Here is a 19,485-nt window from a genome sequence, read left to right on the forward strand (position 1 = left end):
CGCGCTCAAGGCCGAAACTGCAGAATCCGATCATCACCCGCACGCGCGCTCCCCCGTCCATCGCGATTGCTCGTCGAGAACCACAACGTCCCGTCCGGCGCCGGAACGACCGTGCGGAGCCGCCCGTACTGTCCAACGAACAACGGAACCGGGGCACCGAGTGAACCGTCGCCGGCGACGGGAATCTGAAATAGCCGCTCGCCGCGGAGCGCCGCGACCCACAGTGAGCCACCGAAGTAAGCCAGCCCTGACGGCGACGCCTCATCGGTGCCCCATTCGATCACCGGGTCTTCCAAACCCTCAGTGCCGGCGCGTCCTCCGGCCGTCGGCCAGCCGTAGTTGGCTCCCGGCCGGATCAAGTTGAGCTCGTCGACGCGATTCGCGCCGTACTCAGTGGCCCACAGTCGGCCGGCGGAGTCCCACGCCAACCCCTGAATGTTGCGATGCCCGTACGACCACACGGGTGACGCTGGATCCGGATTGTCCGACGGTACCGAGCCATCGGGATTGATGCGAAGTATCTTGCCGCCCAACGATGCTCGATCTTGTGCGAGCTGGGGATCGCCAACTTCGCCGGTCGCGACATACAGCTTGCCGTCCGGGCCGAACGCAATCCGCCCGCCGTCGTGACGGGAACCCGCGGGAATGCCGGTGAGAATCGGCAATTGAGCACTCAACGTCCCATCGTCGAAGCGCATCTGCACCACCCGGTTGTCCTCACCGGTCGTCAGATAGGCGTACGCGGTCGTACCCGCGGTGGCCAGCCCGAGCAGACCGCCTTCGCCACGCGCCGCCACACCGGCGACGGAGCCAACGTCGCGAACCACACCAGCCGTCAGATGCTTGATCGCGGCACTGTCCCGCTCGGCAATCAACGCACTGCCGTCGGGCAGAAACGCGATACCCCACGGCACATCAAGATTCGTCGCGATCTCAACGAGTCCCCCAGCGGGCTCACCGCGTGACTCGACGTCGTTGCCCCACGCGATCACCAACATCACGCTGCAGGCAACCGCGACCACCGCACGCGTCAATGATCTGCGGACAGCCACACAGGCAGTATGACCCCGAGACGCGTCACAGCGCGTGCAATGCGCGCTCCCGATCGGGAACCACGAACGACGCCCCAGTGTGGACCGCTGCGCCGGGCCGTGTCACGTACGGCAACTCCCGGAAATCAGCATGCAACTCATCGGCGGAAATGCGCGCACGGATGTAGCCGCGCCGGTCGGCGAAGTACCGGATGTGCGGATTCTCCGCACGCACCGCGGCGCGCGTATCGGTTGACCCGTCGCCGCCGGAGCTGATCGAGGTGGTGACGAGCTCGGTCGCGACCGTCGTCCCGGACCGGTCCCGCACCTCGGCGGCCCAGTGGGAATGGATGTCGCCGGTGAGGACGACGGCGTTGCGCACTGGTGAGTCGATGAGCCCCGCGACGATGCGGTCGCGGTTGGCGGCATAGCCGTCCCAGGCATCGGGGTTGACGCCACGACCGGGGCCAGGCGTCAGATCCACCTGTGAGAAGAAGACTTGTTGCCCGAGCACGTCCCAGCGTGCCCGGGATTGCTGAAAACCGTTGAGCAGCCAGCGTTCCTGCGCATCACCGGTCAACGACCGAACAGGATCCAGACCGTCCACGCAGCCGGAGATCCTGTCACCACACGCCTGGTCGGTGCGGTATTGACGGGTGTCGAGCATGTGGAACGTCGCGAGCGCGCCCCAGTGCACGCGCCGGTACAGCTGCATGCCGGCACCGCGCGGCAACGACGACCGACGCAGCGGCATGTTCTCGTAGTACGCCCGCAGCGCCGCGGCTCGGCGGCCCATGAACCGAGCTTGCGGTTTGGCGGGCACATCACCGGCCCAGTTGTCGGCCAACTCGTGGTCATCGAATACCACGACCCACGGCGCCGACGCGTGCGCAGCCTGCAGATCCGAATCGGTCTTGTACTGCGCGTGACGCTGGCGGTAGTTCGCGAGCGTCATGGTCTCGGGCCCGACGTGGCGTCGCACACCGCCGTCGCGGGCGGCGTACTCGTACTGGTAATCGCCGAGGTGGACAACGAGATCGGGATGTTCCTCGGCAAGCCTGCGATAAGCGGTGAACCAGCCCTGCTCGTAGTTCGAGCACGAAGCGACACACATCATCAGCGGTGCAAGCGATCTCGCCTCGGGAGCGGTGCGGGTACGCCCGGCCGGTGACAGGTGCCCGGCCGCGCGAAATCGGTAGAAGTAGTCACGGCCGGGAAGTAAGCCGGCCAGCTCAACGTGCACGCTATGCGCGTATTCCGGTGCGGCCGGTACTATTCCGCGTTGCTCGATGCGGGTGAACCGCTCGTCGGCAGCCACTTCCCATTCCACGTTAACGGCCCGTGTCGGCATACCGCCGAGCCCGTCATCGGCGAGGGGGTCGGGCGCCAGCCGCGTCCAGATCACGACGCCATCGGAAGTCGGCTCACCTGAGGCGACGCCGAGCGTGAAGGGGTCTCCGGAATGGAGCCGACGATCGGCGGTGAAGCCGGCGACGGGCAACGCCGCCAATGCCACCGCACCCCTGAGTACCGTGCGACGAGACAGCGACACGGCGAAGTGTCTGCGCCACACGTTGCGCGCCGGTGACGCGAAGCCGTATTGAGCCCTCCTGTCGCGATGCCAGTACGCGAACAGTTGGTGTACGTATCACCCGTGATATCGCGCTTCAAAAGCGTGTGCCGCCTGACCAGCCGATACGCAGGTGATTGATGAGGCGAATGTGAATACCGTCCACACCCGAAATCACCGCACGAAGCACCCCGCACCCCCACCTAGGATGAAGAAGACTTGAGGAGACCCGCGGAGTGCACCGGCGACGCCATGGATGACGACGTAATCGCGCGCCTGCGCCGCGGCATATCCGAGATCGAATCCACCGGCACAGTCGACAAGGACGCGGCAGCCGCCGCGCGCAAGGCCCGCAGGGATTTGCCAAAGCCACAACCCATTCCGAGGACATACCCAGGTTTGCCCGAAGGCGACGACTGGATGGACAACGTACCGGCCAGATACCAGCACGGCGAGAACGGATTCGACCGGCGCCTGATGGAAGACCTCGCAAACGCCGGATTCCGTTGCTACACAATCAATCAAATCCCCGAGCGCACCGCGCCGAAAGCCATCCCCATCGCAATCGACTGGCTCGAGCACCTGGAAGAAAGAGTCCCCGGGCCGGAGACCCACCACCGCGACGTCCTGCGCTGCCGGTTGATCTACCGCCTCCACGATTCGGCGGCCCGTGGCAACCAACGCGCCATCGACGTGGTGACCGCACAGGTCCGGCGCCAGCCGCCGCGCTCCACCGCGTCGGCGGGCATGGCCGGGCAAGTGCTGGCCCGCATCGCGACGGCTCGACATTTCGAGGAGATTGTCGAGTTGTTCAACGGACTCGACGATGACAGCAGCGACAAGTTCTTCCTGACCGCATACTTCGGCAAGGTCAAGACCACGCAGTCACGCGACATCGTGCTGCCATACCTCGACCATTGGGCCGTCATCGTGATCCCGGCGCTGATCAAGATGAAGGCCACCGGAGTGCGCCATCTGATCGAGCCGCACCTGAAGAACAGTTGGCCGCCGACCCGAACATATGCGCGACGAGCGATGGAGCGGCTCACCTAGCCAGAGCCCTTGAAAACGCAAGCATCAACCGCGTTTTCACAACGACCCCACAGCCACGCCAAACCAATCAGCGCGTGCACTACCCGCCGACGGGTGCGAGGAGTAGTGTCCGAAAACGACGTATGAAGAAGCGGTACGTCAGTTCAGCTAGCCGACCGAACGTCATACGGGGCGGAAATTGACTGATACTTCACGCGAAACGAAAACCGCGACAACGTTCATCGGAGCCCGGCCCGGCGAACGGCACGGGTCGACGGCCGATGAGGTCCGCTCCCATTACGACTTGTCCAACGAGTTCTTCCGGCTGTGGCAGGACCCCACGCAGACCTACAGCTGTGCCTACTTCGAGCGCGACGACATGACGCTCGAAGAAGCCCAGATGGCGAAAGTCGATCTGGCACTGGGCAAGCTGGGCCTGCAACCTGGCATGACTTTGCTCGACATCGGTTGCGGCTGGGGTTCGACGATCATGCGCGCGGTCGAAAAGTACGACGTCAACGTCATCGGTCTGACGCTTTCGCACAATCAGCTCGCTCACATCGAACAGCGTTTCGCGGAGTCTGACAGCAAGCGCAGCAAAGAAGTTCGGCTCCAGCCGTGGGAAGAGTTCAGCGACCCAGTGGACCGCATCGTGTCGATTGGCGCGTTCGAACATTTCGGCTTCGAAAAGTACGACTATTACTTCAAAAAGACCTATGAGCTGATGCCCGACGACGGCGTGATGCTGCTGCACACGATCGTCTCGACGAGCAAAGAAGAAGTAGCCGAGATGGGGCTGCCGACGACGATGTCGCTTATGCGGTTCTTCAAGTTCATCGTCACCGAGATCTACCCGGGTGGCCGGATCCCGCTGATCAAGATGGTCGAGGACTCCGCCGTCGGCGCCGGCTTCCACGTCACGCGCAAACAGCGCCTGCGCCCGCACTATGTGAAGACCCTCGACACCTGGGCCGCCAACCTGGAGGCCAAGAAGGACGAGGCGATCGCGATCACTTCCGAAGAGGTCTACGAGCGCTACTTGAAGTACCTGACCGGCTGTGCGGACCTGTTCCGCAAGGGCTACACCGACGTATGCCAGTTCACCTGCGAGAAGACGGTATAGCTCAGAGGGAGGTCACCGCATATGGCTAACGGGGGGACGGCCGAGATGCGGCCGTATTTCGAGGATGTCCAAGCCCACTACGACCTCTCCGATGACTTCTTCGGGCTGTTCCAGGATCCGTCGCGCACCTACAGCTGTGCGTTCTACGAGCGCGACGATATGTCGCTCGAAGAAGCGCAGATGGCCAAGATCGATCTTGCCCTCGACAAGCTGGGTCTACGGCCGGGTATGACGCTTCTCGACGTCGGCTGTGGGTGGGGCGCGCTGATGAAACGCGCCATGGAGAAGTACGACGTCAACGTCATCGGCCTCACGCTCAGCAACAATCAATACGCCTTCTGCCAACGCCTTCTGGAACAAACGGGCTCCGACCGTCAACACCTGGTGCACCTCAAGGGCTGGGAGCAGTTCGACGATCCGGTGGACCGCATCGTCAGCATCGAGGCGTTCGAGGCCTTCGGAAAGTCCCGCTATGCGGCGTTCTTCGACATGGCGCACCGGGTGATGCCCGCCGATGGGCGCATGGTGATCGAGACGATCTTCACCCATCCCATCAACTACTGGCGTGAGCACGGCATCCCGGTGACATTGACCGACATGAAGTTCATGCGGTTCATCGGCAAAGAGATCTTCCCCGGCGGGCAGCTGCCGTCCGACGTCGACATGGTCGAATTCTCGGACAAAGCAGGCTTTTCCACCGACGAGACGCAGCGGATGAACGAGCACTACGTCCGCACGCTCGACACGTGGGCGGAGAACCTGACGGCCCGTCGCGACGAGGCGATCGCCACCACGTCGCAGGAGGTCTTCGACCGCTATATGCACTACCTCACCGGCTGCGCGGACTTCTTCCGGCGCGGCATCTCCGAAGTCGCTCAGTTCACGTTCAACAAGCGAAATCAGTAGGCGCCGAAGGCCAACACCACGTTGTGCCCGCCAAATCCGAACGAGTTGCTGATCGCATAGCGGTAGTTGCCGCGGCGCGGCTCGTCGGCGACCACGTCGAGGTCGATCTCGGGATCGCGGTTCTTGAGGTTGAGCGTGGCGGGGATGACCTGATCGCGTAGCGACTGCACTGTCACCACTGCCTCCACCGCTCCGGCTGAGCCCAACGAATGCCCCAACGCCGCTTTGGGCGCGTACACCGCGGGCGCGTGGGTGCCGAGCGCGGTGTGCAGCGCGCGGGCTTCGGCCTTGTCGCCGGCGAGCGTCCCGGTGGCGTGCGCGTTGACGTAATCGATGTCGGCAGGTGTGAGTCCGGCGAGCTGGATGGCGCGGGCAATGGCGTCGCTCGCCAGCTCCCCTTTTGGATCGGGTTCGACGAGGTCATAACAGTCCGACGTGATGCCGACGCCCATGAGCCGGGCCAGGATTCGGGCGCCGCGCGCCTTGGCGTGCTCCTCGGTTTCGATGAGCATCAGCGCACCGCCTTCGCCGAACACCATGCCGTCGCGGTCCTTGTCGAACGGGCGGCACGCGGCCGCCGGATCGTCGTTGTAGGTCGACATCATGCCCATCTGCAGGAACGCCGCGACCGGCACGGCCTCGATCCAGGTCTCAACGCCACCGCAGATCGCAATGTCGGCATCGCCGAGGATGATCTCGCGCCACGCATGAGCGATGGCCGCCGCCCCCGAAGCGTCGGCCATGAGCGGAGAGATGATGCCCGCCTTGGCCTTCCGCTCCAATCCGACAGCGGCCGCCGGCGCGTTCGGCATGTACTTCTGGATCGCGGTCGGCGGCACCGCGCGCAAGCCCTTCTCCTGCCAGGTGTCGTATTGGAGGACAATCTCCTCGGTTGTGCCCAGCGCCAACCCGATCGAGACAAGCAACCGCGTGGTGTCGATGTCGGGAGAACCGGCGCGCTCCCAGAGTCGGCGGCCGAGCACCGTCGACATCTGCTCCATATACGAAAGCCTGCGCCGCTCAACGCGGCTCAACGTCTGGTCGAAGCTCTCGGTGAGCTGGCCGCCGATCCGCACCGGCGATTCGTACTCCGTCACGAACGACTTGTCGAGGGTGCGGATTCCGCTCCGCCCCTCGAGCAGCAGCTGCCACGTCTCCTCCGCTTGCGCCGCAAGCGAAGTGGTCGAGGTGACCGCGGTGACGACGACGTCGGCCAGTCCATCGCCGGTGGTCTTCGCAACCATGAGGTGTGCTCTCGTCTTTCCGTTCATGAGCCGATCTGTTGCGGTGACAGTTCCACTCTAAGACTGCACAGCCCGGCTTAGGTCGGATTCGTCAGCCGAGAACAGCAGCCGGTGCAACGCGGCCGCACCGGCCAGGAGTTCGCGTGACCGTCTACCCAGATCGGCATCGCGCGAAACCAACGCGGCGCGGACCGAATCCCACTCCCGACCAGCCCGTAACTGCGGCATCAGTGCACGTAGCGGCGGGATGCGATACCGCGCCCGCCGCAGTTGATGGACGATCCGTGCGTCGCGCACATCGCTCGGCGCATACCTTCGCGCGCCGTGGGCGCCACGGCCAGGGCAGACGAGTCGTTCGAACTCCCAGTGCCGCAGCGTCGACACGCGAATCCCCAACGCGGCGGCCAGCTCTGAGATCGACATCGAATCGGCAGCCACAACGTCGTCGATTGGCTCATCAGCGATCACGGCAGCCGCCTGCTGAGCCAGGCGCAGATCCTGGCGCTCGCCGTGCAACTGCGCGTGTGCCTCGTCCACGAGCTCGAGTGCGGCCGCCGGCTCATCGTGAACGGTACGAAGGATGCGTTTGGCGTCGACCGGCCCGACTGCCGCGGCAATCGCCCGATACGCGCCGGCCGCCTGCACGTGCGCGTCCCCGTACACCCGATACCCGGACGCCGTGCGCCGAGCCGCCGGCAGCACACCGTCACGCTCCAGATTGCGGATCTGCTGCAACGAGTAGCCGGTCAGCCGCGCGACGTCGGCCGTTCGTAAACGTGAGTTGAGACTTTTCACCTGAAGCTCCAGAAAAACGACGCCTAAGTCCACATAAGCACATGAATGTGACGCTTGAACCTATGACGATCCAAGAACTCATCGACCTGATCAGCTCGATGGACGGCGTCCTGGTCCTCCAACCGCACGCGGGTGACGGATACCCGGAGATCGCGTGGGGCGATGTCTTCTTCTACTACGCGCCCGACGGCGTCGTCCCCAAGACGCAACCGTTCGCCACGATCATCACCAAGGACTATCCGGACGACGACACGTGCCACCTCGACCGGCCCGGTGCGTTCCGGCTGAACATCGCCACTGGGTCAGCCGAGAACGCGAAGCCCCGGGACGACACCGTCATCGTCCACCCCGTCTACGGCCGGCGAGGCTGGGTCGCCATCGTCAACCCAGGACCTCGCACGAGCGCTACGGCCGCCGAACTGCTCCGCGCGGCACACCGGCGCGCGCAAGCACGCCACGCCAGCCGGAATCAGGCAGGGCGAGCTTGAAAATGATCCGCACAGTTTGCAGGTATTGCCGTGGCAGCGGTCCACTGGTGTAGGGCACGCCGTATTTCTCGCACAACGCGCTGACACGTTCGCTGATCTGCGCCAGACGGTTGCTGGGCAGGTCCGGAAACAGGTGGTGCTCGATCTGGTAGCACAAGTTGCCGCTTGAAAACGCAAGTATCGGACCGGCTTTGAAGTTGGCCGCGCCGACCATCTGGCGCAAGTACCACTCAGCCTTCGTCTCCTGCTGCAACGTCTCGGGAGTGAACTTCTCGGCGCCGTCGGGAAAATGCCCGCAGAAGATGACCACGTACGCCCAGAGATTGCGCAACAGATTGGCGGTCAGGTTCGCGACGAGCGTCCGGCGCCAGCGCCGCCCGCTCAGCGCGGGAAGGATCACGTAGTCCTTGGCGAGTTGGCGGCCGATCTTTGCGCGCAGCGTTCGCCCCGCCGCATCCTTGCCTTCCTCGGTGTCGGCCCGGTCGCGTGCGGAGTAGAAGTCGTGCAGAGCGATGCCCCACTCGAACACCAACGCCAACAACACGTTTCGCAGCGGCTGCACGAGATGCTGCGGTTCCCACGGTTGATCGCGGGTCATGCGCAGCACGCCGAAGCCGAGATCGTCGTCCACGCCGAGCACATTGCTGAACACGTGATGGTGGTAGTTGTGCGAGTAGCGCCACTGCGCGGACGGGCCCACCATGTCCCATTCCCAGGTGGTGGAGTGAATTTCGGGATCGTTCATCCAATCCCACTGGCCGTGCCCGACGTTGTGCCCGATCTCCATGTTCTCAACGGATTTCGCGTAGGCCAGCGCGGCGGTTCCCACCACCCAGCCGGTTCTCGACTTCGTACCGGCGAGGACAAGCCGCGCCACCACGTCGAGCGTCCGCTGGAACAGGATGGTGCGCCGGATGTAAGCCGCGTCGCGCTCACCGAGAGATTCCTCGATGTCGCTGCGGATGGCGTCGAGTTCGGCGCCGAACGCCTCGATCTCGGTCGGACTCAATTGTGCGTATGCCGCGATGTCGCTGATTGCCACCTGGTTCCCGGTCTGTCGATGTGCGTCGGCAGGTCGGGCCACCTCGGCTTGAGTCCCCCAGAGTAGGTGCCAACGCGGATCGGTGCCACAACGCGAGGTCGATGGACAAGACTGATCGGATGACCGAGCCCACTCCCACTCGCGTCGCGGTCTACCTCGACTTCGACAACATCGTGATCTCGCGGTACGACCAGGTCAACGGCCGCAATTCGTTTCAGCGCGACAAAGCCAAGGGGATCGAGCCGGAGAAATTGGACCGGTCGACCGTCGACGTCGCCGCCATCCTGGACTTCGCATCGTCGTTCGGAACGCTGGTTCTCACCCGCGCGTACGCCGACTGGTCAGCAGATGTTAATGCCGGGTACCGCCAGCAGTTGGTGGGCCGGGCCGTCGACCTGGTGCAGTTGTTCCCGGCGGCCGCGTACGGCAAGAACGGTGCCGATATCCGGCTCGCGGTCGACGCAGTCGAGGACATGTTCCGTCTCCCCGACCTGACGCACGTGGTGATCGTCGCAGGCGACTCCGACTACATACCGCTCGCCCAACGCTGCAAACGGCTGGGTCGTTATGTGGTGGGCATCGGTGTCGCGGGGGCGTCGAGCCGCGCGCTGGCGGCCGCGTGCGACGAGTTCGTCGTGTACGACTCGCTGCCGGGCATTCCCACCGCGAGCCCGGAGCCCGAACCGAAACAACCCAAGCGCACCCGCAGGAAATCCGAGCCCGATCCGCAACACGAGGCCACCGCGCTACTGCGCCGCGCGCTGCAGATCGGGCTGGAGAAAGACGACGTCGAGTGGCTGCACAACTCCGCGGTCAAAGCGCAGATGAAGCGGATGGACCCGTCGTTCAACGAGAAGTCGTTGGGGTTCAAGTCGTTCAGCGATTTCCTGCGGTCCCGCTCCGACATCGTCGAGCTCGATGAGAGTTCGACGACGCGGATGGTCAAGCTGCGGAGCCCGGCATAGTCCCTTCGTGAACGCGCTATCACCGGCGATATCGCGTTTCGCAACCGTGTGCGCACCGCCCTCGCGGTGCTGGTGTGGCTCTTGTGACTTCACCGGGAAACAGTTCCCGAAAACGGAAAGAGCCCGGAGCGCGATGGCATCCTGGCTCTCCCCTCGTCTACTTGGCGTGGTTGTGCTGGTGATGGTGATGCACCGAGGTACCGGGCTGGGGCACGTGAGACTGGTTCGGGAAGGCCTCGTGGTGGGTGACCGCCGGGCCGGTGGTGGTCGCCGAGGTTTCGGCGTTGGCCGTGGCGGCGCCGAGGAAGATGAGCGCGGGGGCGGCGAAGGCGAGGGCGAAACCGGCGGCGCGGGTGATGGTCATGTCGACTCCTTTGTCGGATAAGGCTTTTCGTTTGTCCGGTGTGTTCCGGCGTTGAAATAAGAATGCCGCGCCACGAGTCCGGCCAGTATCGGGCGACCGGCCCATCCACCGGTCGAACCGCGTGTCCCCCGATCGGGGGAACGCACCCAGAAAACTCGTGTCGAGACCGACCCCTACCGCGAAATAGGATTGGCCCACAGTTCGAAGGGGGTGCCATGGCCGTCAAGAAGGCCGTCGCCGGGCTCGCGGTTGCGGGGCTGATCCTGGTCGGCTGCACGCGCCAAGCCGAGGAGCCCGACGGCGGCCCAGAAGTCGACGTCCTGGGCAGCATGCTCGCGAGCGAGTCCGAGGTCAACATCATCCTCGGCACCGACTCCCTGCGCCCCAAGACGGCCCTGCGGGTGCCCGCGAAACTCGACCCTGGTGAGCGCGCGTCCCGCCCGGAATGCGTGGTCGTCATCGGCAACGCCATGGATTGGGTGTACCGCGACAGCGACTACCGGCAATTCCGCGAGACCCTGCTCGCCGATGAAGAAGGCAATCTGGAGGTCGACCAGGCCGTCATCAAGTTCGACAGCCCGGCGGCGGCGCGGGCGGTCGTCACTCGCACGGTCGCGGTGTGGCAGCAGTGCGCGAACGACACGTTGACCATCATCGAAGACGGCGACAAGACGCCCGATGTGTTCCGGCTGGCTGTCCCGGATGTGGTCGACGGCATCGACGTGACGCACGACGACTCGCCTGACCTCCCGGGTTACGGCAGCCGGCGCGCGATCCTGGCGGTCGACGACATGGTCGTCGATGTGCGGCTCACGGGCTATGACCTCGACGACGGCAAAGCCGTGCAGCTCGTCAAGACCATCGCGGGCCGCAACTCGCTCTGACTACCGGAACGCCCCATTGATCACCGGCTGGGTGATCATGCCTTTCTCGACGCCCCACATGGTCGCGATCGTGCGGTACTCGCCCGTGCCCATTACGTGTTCCAAAGCCAGTCGCAGCGACTCGGCCAGCCCGGAGCCCTTCGCGACCGGCCACCCGTACGGCGCGGAGTCGAACACCTCCCCTGCCGGCTGCAACGCCCCGCCGCTGAGTTTGATCGCGAACCCGGTCACGGGTGAATCGGCCGTCATGGCATCGACTTCCCCGGCGATCAGCGCCGCGGTCACCTCGTCCTGATGGGTGTGCACGGCCTTCTCGATCGGCGGCAGCCCGGCCGCCACGCACGCGTCGGATTTCGCCGGGATCTCCTCGGTTTCCTGAATCGTGCTGTACGCCACGCCAACTCGCAGTCCGCACGCCGCGGTGGGATCCACGGCCGAGCCGGTCTGCTGCGCCCACAGCGTGCCGGCCTGGAAGTACGTCACGAAGTCCACGACGGCCTCGCGGTCGGCGGTGTCGGTGATCGATGACATCCCGACGTTGAAATTGCCGTCCTGCACCGACGGCAGAATGCCTTCGAAGCCGGTCTCGCGGAAGTCCGGCACCAGCCCGAGCGTGCGCGCGACGGCTTTCATCAAGTCGACGTCGAAGCCGACGATCTCACCGTCGGAGTTCTTGAACTCGTTGGGCGCGTACGGCACGTTCACGCCGATCACCAGGCGCCCGGTCTCGCGGATCTCGGCGGGCACGGTCGCCGCGATCTCGGGCACCGCACCCGTCGGCGCCTCCACCGGCCCCGTCGTCGACGCCGAATCGGCCAAGCTCGGATCGCGGCCGGGACCGCCGCCGTCGCGCAGCTGCCAGACCCCGACCGCCAGTAACGCCGCCACCAGAACCGTCGCCCCCGCAATCGCGGCCACGCGTCGCGGCACCCGGGTCCGAACCCGTTGTGCCGAATGCCGGCCCGACCGGCCCGTCGTGCGCACCGGCACCGAAAGCGCGGCGCGCGCGGCGGCCGCCAACTCGCCTGCGGACTGATACCGCTTGGACGGTTTCTTCGCCATGCCCTTGGCGATCACGTCGTCGAACGCCGCCAACCGTGGATCCTTCTCGGACGGCCGCGGGGGCGGCGACACCATGTGCCCGGCGATCTGCTGTTCGAGGCTGTCGGCGGGGTAAGGCCTTGCGCCCGTGAGACATTCGTACAACACGCACGCCAGCGCGTACACATCGGAGCGCGGATCGACCTTACCTGCGTCGAACCGCTCGGGCGCCATGTACGCGAGGGTCCCGAGCGTGCTGCCCGCGGTGGTCATGCCTGCCTCACCCGCCGTGCGAGCCAGACCGAAGTCGATGAGGTAGACGAAGTCGTTGTCGGTGATGAGGATGTTCGACGGTTTGACGTCGCGGTGGATCAGACCGGCGTGATGCGCGGCGTCGAGGGCCATCGCGACCTGCTCGACCATCTTGACCGCGAACGCCGGTTCCAGCGGCTTGTCGGTCTTGGTCAGCATCGCCCCGAGGTTGCGGCCCTCGATGAGCCGCATGTCGAGATAGAGCCGGCCGTCGATTTCGCCGAAGCCGTGGATCGGCACCACATGCGGATCGTTGACGCCGGCCGCGGCGTGCGATTCGCGCTTGAACCGATCCTGGAATGAGGTGTCCTGTGCGAGGTGCGGTGGCAGTACCTTGAGCGCGACGATGCGTTCGGTCCTGGTGTCGTAGGCCTGATAGACCTCGCCCATTCCGCCCCGGCCGATCAGCTTCTGCAGCTGATAGTGCCCGAATGGTGTCGCGTCCACCGTTAACTCCTCGGGGGCGGCCTATTCGGCACGTCAATTGTGTCGATCGAAGTTACATCACTTTTCTTATGTGTGTACGTCTCGATCACAACTGTTCGCAAAATTCGCTGGTTCGCCGTAAGAACCAATTCGCACACGCTGTGGCGGAAGGGACCGATGTGATTTCGTAACTGCCCACATCGCGGCCAATGACCGAATGAGCACATCTGCCCGGCTACCTTTGTCGGCGAGCAGCGAAAGGGGGAACATGCGCGTCGACGGACGGGACATCACTGTCACCGGCAGATTGCTGCAACCGTTGACCCGCCGCACCAACGACATCCTGCGGCTGGCGCTGGCAACCGTGTTCCTGGCGACCGTCATCACGAGCTCGCTGATCACGCGCTACGAGTGGGTGGCCCTGGAGCGCTCGATCTCCGAGATCGTCGGCGTGCTCACGCCCACGCAGTCCAACCTCGTCTACCTCGCCTATGGCATCGCGATTGTCGCGCTGCCGTTCGTAATCCTCGTCAGCCTGATCCTGGGCCGCCAGTGGAAACTGCTCGGTGCCTATGCGGCCGCCGGAGCCATCGCGATTCTCTCGCTGTCGATCACCGCCAACGGCATCGCCGCACCGCGCTGGCATTTCGACCTCGATGACCGGCTCGACACCCAGTTCTCGCAGTTCCTCGACGACCCGCGATGGATCGGCATGCTCGCAGCCGTGCTGACGGTGTCGGGGCCCTGGCTGTCACGACGTCTGCGCCGATGGTGGTGGACGTTGCTGCTCGCGTTCGTCCCCATCCACCTCGTCGTCAGCGCCGTCGTGCCGGCCCGTTCGCTGCTGGGCCTCTCGGTGGGCTGGTTCGTCGGTGCGCTGGTGGTCTGGGTCGTCGGCACCCCGGCCCTTGAGGTGCCACTCGACGGCGCGGTGCGCGCACTCGCGCGGCGCGGTTTCCAGGTCTCTGCGTTCACGGTTGTCCGGCCTGCCGGCGCCGGGCCCCTGCTGCTCGACGCCGCATCGCACGATCCCGACGCGACCGCCGTGGTCGAGCTGTACGGCCCCAACCAGCGCAGCGGCGGCGCGGTCCGTCAGCTGTGGCGCAAGTTCCGGCTGCGCTCGAACGAAACCGCGCCTCTGCAGACGTCGATGCGCCGCGCCGTCGAGCACCGCGCCCTGATGGCGATCGCGATCGGCGACCTCGGCCTGGCGAGCACGTCGACGATGTCGGTCGCCGCGCTCGACCGCGGCTGGACGCTGTACGCCCACAACCACAAACGCGGGACGCCGCTGGACCAGTGCACCGCGGAGACCACTGTCGGCCGTGTGTGGAACGCGTTGCGCATGCTGCACGATCACCAGATCTCGCACGGCGATCTGCGCAGCAAGGAAATCACCGTCGACGACGGCGCCGTGCTGTTCGGCGGTTTCGGCAGCGCCGAGTACGGCGCGACCGACGCCCAGTTGCAGTCCGACATCGCCCAGCTTCTCGTCACCACGACCGCGCTGTACGACGCACCATCGGCGGTCACCGCGGCCATCGAAGCGTTCGGCCGCGAAGCCGTGCTCACCGCGTCCCGCCGGCTCACCAAAACCGCCGTGCCGGCACCGGTCCGGGATTCGGTCGCCGACGCCAAAGAGGTCATCGCCCGCGCGCGCGACGAGGTGATGAGCCAGACGGGTGCCGACCAGATCAAGGCTGAGACGATCACGCGGTTCACCCGCAACCAGGTGATCCAACTGGTCCTGCTGGTGGCGCTGGTCTATGTCGCGTATCCGTTCATCAGTGCGGTACCGACCTTCTTCTCCGAGTTGCTCACCGCCAACTGGTGGTGGGCCTTACTCGGACTGGTGGTGTCGGCGTTGCGCTATGTGGGCGCGGCCGCCGCCCTGTGGGCGTGCGCCGACCGGCTGGTGAGCTTCCGCAACCTGTCAATCATGCAGATCGCCAACACTTTTGCCGCGACCACCACCCCGGCCGGCGTTGGCGGCCTTGCGCTGAGCACCCGGTTCCTGCAGAAGGGCGGGTTGAGCACTGCGCGCGCCACCGCGGCGGTGGCATTGCAGCAGTCAGTGCAGGTGATCGTGCACGTGCTGCTGCTGATCTTCTTCAGCACCGTGGCAGGCGCCTCGGCCGACCTGTCGCATTTCGTCCCGAGCTCGACGGTGCTGTACCTGATCGCCGGCGTCGCGCTGGGCCTCACCGGTGTGTTCCTGGCGGTACCCAATCTGCGCCGGTGGTTGGCCTCGGCGGTACGACCCCGGCTTCAAGAAGTCACCGATGATCTGGTGAAGCTCGCGCGCGAACCGCAGCGGCTCGCGCTCATCGTCCTCGGCGCAGCCGGCACGACTCTCGGTGCGGCCCTGGCATTGTGGGCCAGCGTCGAGGCGTTCGGCGGAAACACGTCGTTCGTCACCGTCACGGTCGTCACGATGATCGGCGGCACACTTGCCTCTGCCGCGCCCACCCCCGGCGGCGTCGGCGCGGTCGAAGCGGCGCTGATCGGTGGCCTGGCGGCATTCGGCGTGCCCGCCGCGATCGGGGTGCCCGCGGTGCTGCTCTACCGCGTGCTGACGTGCTGGTTACCGGTGTTCATCGGCTGGCCGGTGATGCGCTGGCTCACGAAGAACGACATGATCTGAGCCGTCACGCATCGTCGAATACCAGTAAGTCAGTGAGGCAGCGATGAATTCGACGATCGTGAAAGCGATAAAGACCGGGTGGGGCGGGCCGGCGTCGATCATCGAAATCACCCGTGCGACGACGAGCAGGGCCATGATCGACGCGAGGAAGCGCAGCGCGCCCGATGGTATGACGGCCTGACGCACCGCCCAGATGTATGCCGCTCCGAAGCCCACCAAAAGCGCTCCGCCGGTGCGGGTTTCGGTGTCGACAGACGCGTTGACCGCGCCGCCGCCGGGGATGGTCTCGATCGGAAAAACCATGCGCCCGACGCCGATCATCACCAGCACGACGCCGACCACCCAGCCGAGCGCCTTGAGGATTCGGATGGTCATCGGTCGATCCTCACGCGGATCATCGCGGTTCGGTCCGCGGCACGTTCGAGGTCGGCAGCATTGGGCTTCTTGCCTGGGCCGAGCCGCACACCGTGGTACCTCGCGTCGCGCGGCACGATCCGCAGGTGCCGGGCGAGATGGTCGGCGATCTGGCGTCCGTACACAACCTGCGCCGTGGCGTTGCGGGATTTGCCGCGCACCGACGCCGTCACCGCGGCACCATCGCGCAGGTTCTTCCACCACGGTGAATCGGTGAAGCACACCAGTTCATCCGCATCGACCGAGTAACTGACCGGAACCCGATACACGCGTCCGGTCTTGCGGCCGGTCACTTCCAACAGCATCGTGTTGCGACTCATCGCCCAGTGCAGCGGGCTGCGCAACAACGCCCGCACCACGACATTGACCGGCTCGGGGATAGTCGGGTGATCGTTCATGCGTAACCCCCATTCAGGAACGATATAGTTCCCAGTTTCTATCTGGAACTGCCGTGTGTCAACATCTGGAGATGCAGACCTCGTCTCGGACGTACAAGGGCGCGACACCGCTGCAGCGGGCCGAACAACGGCGCGCCAAACTCATCGACGCCGCGGTCGACGTGTTCGGCACGGTCGGGTACCGCGCCGCGACGGTCGACCACATCTGCGCGCGGGCCGGACTGTCCAAGCGCTACTTCTACGAATCGTTTTCCGACAGCGAGGCACTGCTGCTGGCGTGCTTTCACAAGTGCTCCGATGACATCCACGACGCGATGGTGTCGGCGGTCGCCGGCGCCCCACAAAATCTCGATGAGCAGCTACGTGCCGCGCTGACCGGCTATTTCAGTGCCATCGACGACGACCCGCGCCGCGCCCGCATCACTCTGCTGGAGATCCTCGGCGTCAGCCTCGGGATCGACGCGGCCTATGCCGCGCAGACCACACGATTCGCCAGCACGGTCGAAGCTCTGGCCGCCGAGGCGTTCAGCGCGAGCCCACTGCCCAAAGCGCAGCTGCACATCATCGCCGAAGGCATCATCGGCGCGGTCACCACAGTCGCCACGCAATGGCTGCTCGAGCACCGCGAGCGGCCGCGAGCCCAGCTCATCGACGCCACGCATGTGCTCGTACTCGCGGTCCTTGATCGACTCCCGCAAACACGAGACTGACACGCAGCAGTTCGTGAGCAGCCCGTCCCGGCAGAATTCGCGGCACCGGCGATCACCGCGGGATGAGATGATCGACAGTCATGGACCGCGCAGACCTCGTGCGGCGAGCCGACGGCCTGCTCGCCGACGTGGGCAAGCTCCGCGCGGAGATCTCCGCGAGCGTCCGGTCCAACACCGATGTCGTCGTCGACCAGGCGCTGCAATCCGCGCCTGTCGAGAGCCTGCGCCCCTACCTTCCGCGCGGCGCCCGCATCAGCGCACTCATCAACTCGCAGTACCGCACGGTCGCTGACATCCACGGTGTCGCGGCGCGCGTCCTGACCCAGGTTCCCGGTGTCGACATCGCGACCGCCCGGGCGGTTCAGTCCGCGGCGCAGGCCAAGGCCGACCACATCCGCTCCACCACACGGCCCCGGCTGGACCGCGAATCCGAGGCGGACACCGCGCTTCTGACCAACCTGATCGTCCTCATCCGCGCGGACACACCCGTCAAGCAACTGCGCCGGCTGCTCCCCCGATTGCGGGCACGCGTCGGGATGCAGAACGGATCCGGACGGCGCCGACGCGATGACGCCCCACCGATCGCGCCCGATCCACTGGTCAACAAGGTCGCCGAGCTCATCGATCGGATCGAGGACGCCCGCCGACCCGCCGACAGCTGGACCGCGTACCGGCGCGACGCCGCCGCCGTCGACCGGCTACTCGGCGAATTCGCGTCCGGCACAACCGACGTGGATGCCGCACAGGGTTTCGTCGGAGCGGGCGTCGCTGCGCAGGTCGAACGAACGGGCCTGGACCGGTCACTGCTGCGCACCGAGCTGCGCGACTACCAGTTGTTCGGCGCCCAATACGCGGTGGCCCGTCAGCGCGTGTTGCTGTGTGACGAGCTGGGACTCGGCAAGACGATTCAGGCCCTCGCGCTCGCCGCACATCTGGCGGCCGCCGACAAGATGCGCCATGTGCTTGTGATCTGCCCCGCCAGCGCAAGCATCCATTGGGCCGACGAGACGTCGAAGCACACCACACTGACCCCGATCGAGATCCGGGGCAGTCAGCGCGAAGCCCGGTTGGCCGAATGGAAAGACAAGGGCGGCTTGGCCATCGTCACGTTCGACATGCTGCACCGAATCACGCTGCCCGAGCGACCAGGCCTTGTCATCGTCGACGAAGCCCATCTCCTACGTGACCCGAAATCCGACCGCACTCGCGCCGTGCGCAATGTTCTGACGTCCGACGACCGGATCCTCTTCCTGTCCGGCGTCGCGATGCACAACCGGATCGACGGATTCCGCCACCTCGCCGACTTTCTGCAGCCCGACGTCGCAGGCGAGGTCACGTCCGCGATCAATGCGCAGGGCTCGGTGGCATTTCGGCGGGCGGTCGACCGCGTGTATCTGCGCCGCGACTTCCGCGACGTGATCGATGAGCTGCCACAACGCATTTCGACCGAGGAATGGGTCCGGCTCACCGGCGGCGACCGGGCACGCTACCGGCGTGCGGTGGCGAGCGGTAACTTCACCGCTATCCGCCAGGCGGCGTGGCCGTCCGGTGCACCCGCGCCGGCAGCCAAGCTGGACCGGCTGATCGAACTCACCAACGAGGCACACATCGACGGCGCGCGCGTCGTAGTGTTGTCCCATTTTCCGGGCGTGCTCGACGTCATCCGGAAGGCCTTGCCGGGCAATATGTTCGGGCCTCTTGACGACACGGTGCCGGATCGCCAGGCCGTCGTCGACGCGTTCGCCGTCGATCGCGGCCCCGCCACGCTGCTGGCGCACATCGACGCGGGACCGCTTGATCTGCGCCGGCTGACGGTACCGGTGGTGTTCGTGATCGCCGAGCCGCAATGGGACCCGCGAGCCGAGCAGCGGGTGATCGGACGCACGCAGCGCATGAGCGAACGCCCCACCGTTCGTGTTCATCGGCTGCTGGCGCGCGGCAGCATCGACGAGCCGATACGCCGTCTGGCACTGCGCCCCGACCAGGCGCCGCCGCATCAGGACGAGATGGTGCGTGCCGAGCAGGCTCGGTTGACGACTTAAGGGTCATCCTTCACGAGTGTGCGGTCAGGGCGACACGGGCGACGTTTCGGCGAC

Annotated in this window: 18 protein-coding genes; 9 read left to right on the top strand and 9 right to left on the bottom strand. The window is 65.6% G+C overall.

Annotation, left to right across the window (positions count from 1 at the left end):
• Positions 1–5 precede the first annotated feature (5 nt).
• Together ACRCUN_RS00065 and ACRCUN_RS00070 are read right to left on the bottom strand one after the other, a co-directional pair.
• Positions 6–1,022, bottom strand: coding sequence for a PQQ-dependent sugar dehydrogenase (locus ACRCUN_RS00065; protein ID WP_462140092.1), 1,017 nt, complete (start codon positions 1,020–1,022; stop codon positions 6–8).
• A gap of 55 nt (positions 1,023–1,077) precedes the next feature.
• Positions 1,078–2,583: an alkaline phosphatase D family protein gene (locus ACRCUN_RS00070; protein ID WP_462139632.1), complete on the bottom strand. Its 1,506-nt coding sequence runs from the start codon at positions 2,581–2,583 to the stop codon at positions 1,078–1,080.
• A gap of 270 nt (positions 2,584–2,853) precedes the next feature.
• Here ACRCUN_RS00070 and ACRCUN_RS00075 point away from each other — a divergent pair, with 270 nt between their 5' ends.
• The 3 genes from ACRCUN_RS00075 to ACRCUN_RS00085 all read left to right on the top strand — a co-directional run bounded on the left by ACRCUN_RS00075 (position 2,854) and on the right by ACRCUN_RS00085 (position 5,662).
• Positions 2,854–3,654, top strand: coding sequence for a HEAT repeat domain-containing protein (locus tag ACRCUN_RS00075; RefSeq protein WP_462139633.1), 801 nt, complete (start codon positions 2,854–2,856; stop codon positions 3,652–3,654).
• 220 nt (positions 3,655–3,874) lie between these two features.
• A complete protein-coding gene (locus tag ACRCUN_RS00080) occupies positions 3,875–4,756 on the top strand; it encodes a cyclopropane mycolic acid synthase family methyltransferase (RefSeq protein ID WP_462140093.1) in 882 nt (293 codons plus the stop codon).
• A 21-nt stretch (positions 4,757–4,777) separates the two neighbouring features.
• Positions 4,778–5,662 carry a cyclopropane mycolic acid synthase family methyltransferase gene (locus ACRCUN_RS00085; RefSeq protein WP_462139634.1) on the top strand — a complete coding sequence of 295 codons (885 nt, stop codon included), beginning with the start codon at positions 4,778–4,780 and terminating at the stop codon, positions 5,660–5,662.
• On the opposite strand, the gene ACRCUN_RS00090 is transcribed toward ACRCUN_RS00085, so the two are convergent.
• The gene (locus ACRCUN_RS00090) at positions 5,656–6,906 is read right to left on the bottom strand and encodes a KasA/KasB family beta-ketoacyl-ACP synthase (RefSeq protein WP_462139635.1); all 1,251 of its coding nucleotides are present in this window, start codon (positions 6,904–6,906) and stop codon (positions 5,656–5,658) included. The two genes, ACRCUN_RS00085 and ACRCUN_RS00090, sit on opposite strands and share 7 nt — an antisense overlap.
• 57 nt (positions 6,907–6,963) lie before the next feature.
• Positions 6,964–7,701, bottom strand: a complete 738-nt coding sequence (locus ACRCUN_RS00095; RefSeq protein WP_462139636.1) for a MerR family transcriptional regulator — start codon at positions 7,699–7,701, stop codon at positions 6,964–6,966.
• 62 nt (positions 7,702–7,763) lie between these two features.
• Here ACRCUN_RS00095 and ACRCUN_RS00100 point away from each other — a divergent pair, with 62 nt between their 5' ends.
• On the top strand, positions 7,764–8,189 hold the full coding sequence (locus tag ACRCUN_RS00100; protein WP_462139637.1) for a DUF6194 family protein: 426 nt from the start codon (positions 7,764–7,766) through the stop codon (positions 8,187–8,189).
• Here ACRCUN_RS00100 and ACRCUN_RS00105 read toward each other — a convergent pair.
• Positions 8,107–9,231 (bottom strand): fatty acid desaturase family protein, encoded by a 1,125-nt coding sequence (locus ACRCUN_RS00105; RefSeq protein ID WP_462139638.1) that lies wholly within the window; start codon positions 9,229–9,231, stop codon positions 8,107–8,109. The two genes, ACRCUN_RS00100 and ACRCUN_RS00105, sit on opposite strands and share 83 nt — an antisense overlap.
• A 119-nt stretch (positions 9,232–9,350) precedes the next feature.
• Here ACRCUN_RS00105 and ACRCUN_RS00110 point away from each other — a divergent pair, with 119 nt between their 5' ends.
• The gene (locus ACRCUN_RS00110; protein ID WP_462139639.1) at positions 9,351–10,196 is read left to right on the top strand and encodes an NYN domain-containing protein; all 846 of its coding nucleotides are present in this window, start codon (positions 9,351–9,353) and stop codon (positions 10,194–10,196) included.
• A 157-nt stretch (positions 10,197–10,353) separates the two neighbouring features.
• Here ACRCUN_RS00110 and ACRCUN_RS00115 read toward each other — a convergent pair whose 3' ends face one another.
• The gene (locus tag ACRCUN_RS00115) at positions 10,354–10,560 is read right to left on the bottom strand and encodes a hypothetical protein (protein WP_462139640.1); all 207 of its coding nucleotides are present in this window, start codon (positions 10,558–10,560) and stop codon (positions 10,354–10,356) included.
• Positions 10,561–10,775: 215 nt separating this feature from the next.
• On the opposite strand from ACRCUN_RS00115, the gene ACRCUN_RS00120 reads away from it, so the two are divergent.
• Complete coding sequence (locus ACRCUN_RS00120) at positions 10,776–11,444, top strand: sensor domain-containing protein (RefSeq protein WP_462139641.1); 669 nt, start codon at positions 10,776–10,778, stop codon at positions 11,442–11,444.
• Here the strand turns inward: ACRCUN_RS00120 and stpK7 are convergent, their stop codons facing one another.
• A complete protein-coding gene (gene stpK7 / locus ACRCUN_RS00125; protein ID WP_462139642.1) occupies positions 11,445–13,244 on the bottom strand; it encodes a serine/threonine protein kinase StpK7 in 1,800 nt (599 codons plus the stop codon).
• 247 nt (positions 13,245–13,491) lie between these two features.
• On the opposite strand from stpK7, the gene ACRCUN_RS00130 reads away from it, so the two are divergent.
• On the top strand, positions 13,492–15,867 hold the full coding sequence (locus ACRCUN_RS00130; RefSeq protein ID WP_462139643.1) for a lysylphosphatidylglycerol synthase transmembrane domain-containing protein: 2,376 nt from the start codon (positions 13,492–13,494) through the stop codon (positions 15,865–15,867).
• Here ACRCUN_RS00130 and ACRCUN_RS00135 read toward each other — a convergent pair.
• Together ACRCUN_RS00135 and ACRCUN_RS00140 are read right to left on the bottom strand one after the other, a co-directional pair.
• The gene (locus tag ACRCUN_RS00135) at positions 15,808–16,242 is read right to left on the bottom strand and encodes a DUF4345 domain-containing protein (protein WP_462139644.1); all 435 of its coding nucleotides are present in this window, start codon (positions 16,240–16,242) and stop codon (positions 15,808–15,810) included. The two genes, ACRCUN_RS00130 and ACRCUN_RS00135, sit on opposite strands and share 60 nt — an antisense overlap.
• Entirely contained in the window at positions 16,239–16,679 is a 441-nt protein-coding gene (locus ACRCUN_RS00140; protein ID WP_462139645.1) for a nitroreductase/quinone reductase family protein, read from the bottom strand. The genes ACRCUN_RS00135 and ACRCUN_RS00140 overlap by 4 nt, the downstream gene beginning before the upstream one ends.
• A 71-nt stretch (positions 16,680–16,750) precedes the next feature.
• Between ACRCUN_RS00140 and ACRCUN_RS00145 the strand changes: the two genes are divergently transcribed.
• A complete protein-coding gene (locus ACRCUN_RS00145; protein ID WP_462139646.1) occupies positions 16,751–17,389 on the top strand; it encodes a TetR/AcrR family transcriptional regulator in 639 nt (212 codons plus the stop codon).
• 80 nt (positions 17,390–17,469) lie between these two features.
• A complete protein-coding gene (locus ACRCUN_RS00150) occupies positions 17,470–19,431 on the top strand; it encodes an SNF2-related protein (protein ID WP_462139647.1) in 1,962 nt (653 codons plus the stop codon).
• Positions 19,432–19,485: the final 54 nt, after the last annotated feature.

Source organism: Mycobacterium venezuelense (assembly GCF_054919535.1).

Excerpts from the sequence above, each read along its gene's own strand:
- ACRCUN_RS00135 (WP_462139644.1), bottom strand. The coding sequence starts at position 16,242 with ATGACCATCCGAATCCTCAAGGCGCTCGGCTGGGTGGTCGGCGTCGTG.
- ACRCUN_RS00085 (WP_462139634.1), top strand. The coding sequence starts at position 4,778 with ATGGCTAACGGGGGGACGGCCGAGATGCGGCCGTATTTCGAGGATGTC.
- ACRCUN_RS00150 (WP_462139647.1), top strand. The coding sequence starts at position 17,470 with ATGGACCGCGCAGACCTCGTGCGGCGAGCCGACGGCCTGCTCGCCGAC.
- ACRCUN_RS00120 (WP_462139641.1), top strand. The coding sequence starts at position 10,776 with ATGGCCGTCAAGAAGGCCGTCGCCGGGCTCGCGGTTGCGGGGCTGATC.
- ACRCUN_RS00075 (WP_462139633.1), top strand. The coding sequence starts at position 2,854 with ATGGATGACGACGTAATCGCGCGCCTGCGCCGCGGCATATCCGAGATC.
- ACRCUN_RS00130 (WP_462139643.1), top strand. The coding sequence starts at position 13,492 with ATGCGCGTCGACGGACGGGACATCACTGTCACCGGCAGATTGCTGCAA.
- ACRCUN_RS00090 (WP_462139635.1), bottom strand. The coding sequence starts at position 6,906 with ATGGTTGCGAAGACCACCGGCGATGGACTGGCCGACGTCGTCGTCACC.
- ACRCUN_RS00115 (WP_462139640.1), bottom strand. The coding sequence starts at position 10,560 with ATGACCATCACCCGCGCCGCCGGTTTCGCCCTCGCCTTCGCCGCCCCC.
- ACRCUN_RS00100 (WP_462139637.1), top strand. The coding sequence starts at position 7,764 with ATGACGATCCAAGAACTCATCGACCTGATCAGCTCGATGGACGGCGTC.
- ACRCUN_RS00145 (WP_462139646.1), top strand. The coding sequence starts at position 16,751 with ATGCAGACCTCGTCTCGGACGTACAAGGGCGCGACACCGCTGCAGCGG.
- ACRCUN_RS00140 (WP_462139645.1), bottom strand. The coding sequence starts at position 16,679 with ATGAACGATCACCCGACTATCCCCGAGCCGGTCAATGTCGTGGTGCGG.
- ACRCUN_RS00110 (WP_462139639.1), top strand. The coding sequence starts at position 9,351 with ATGACCGAGCCCACTCCCACTCGCGTCGCGGTCTACCTCGACTTCGAC.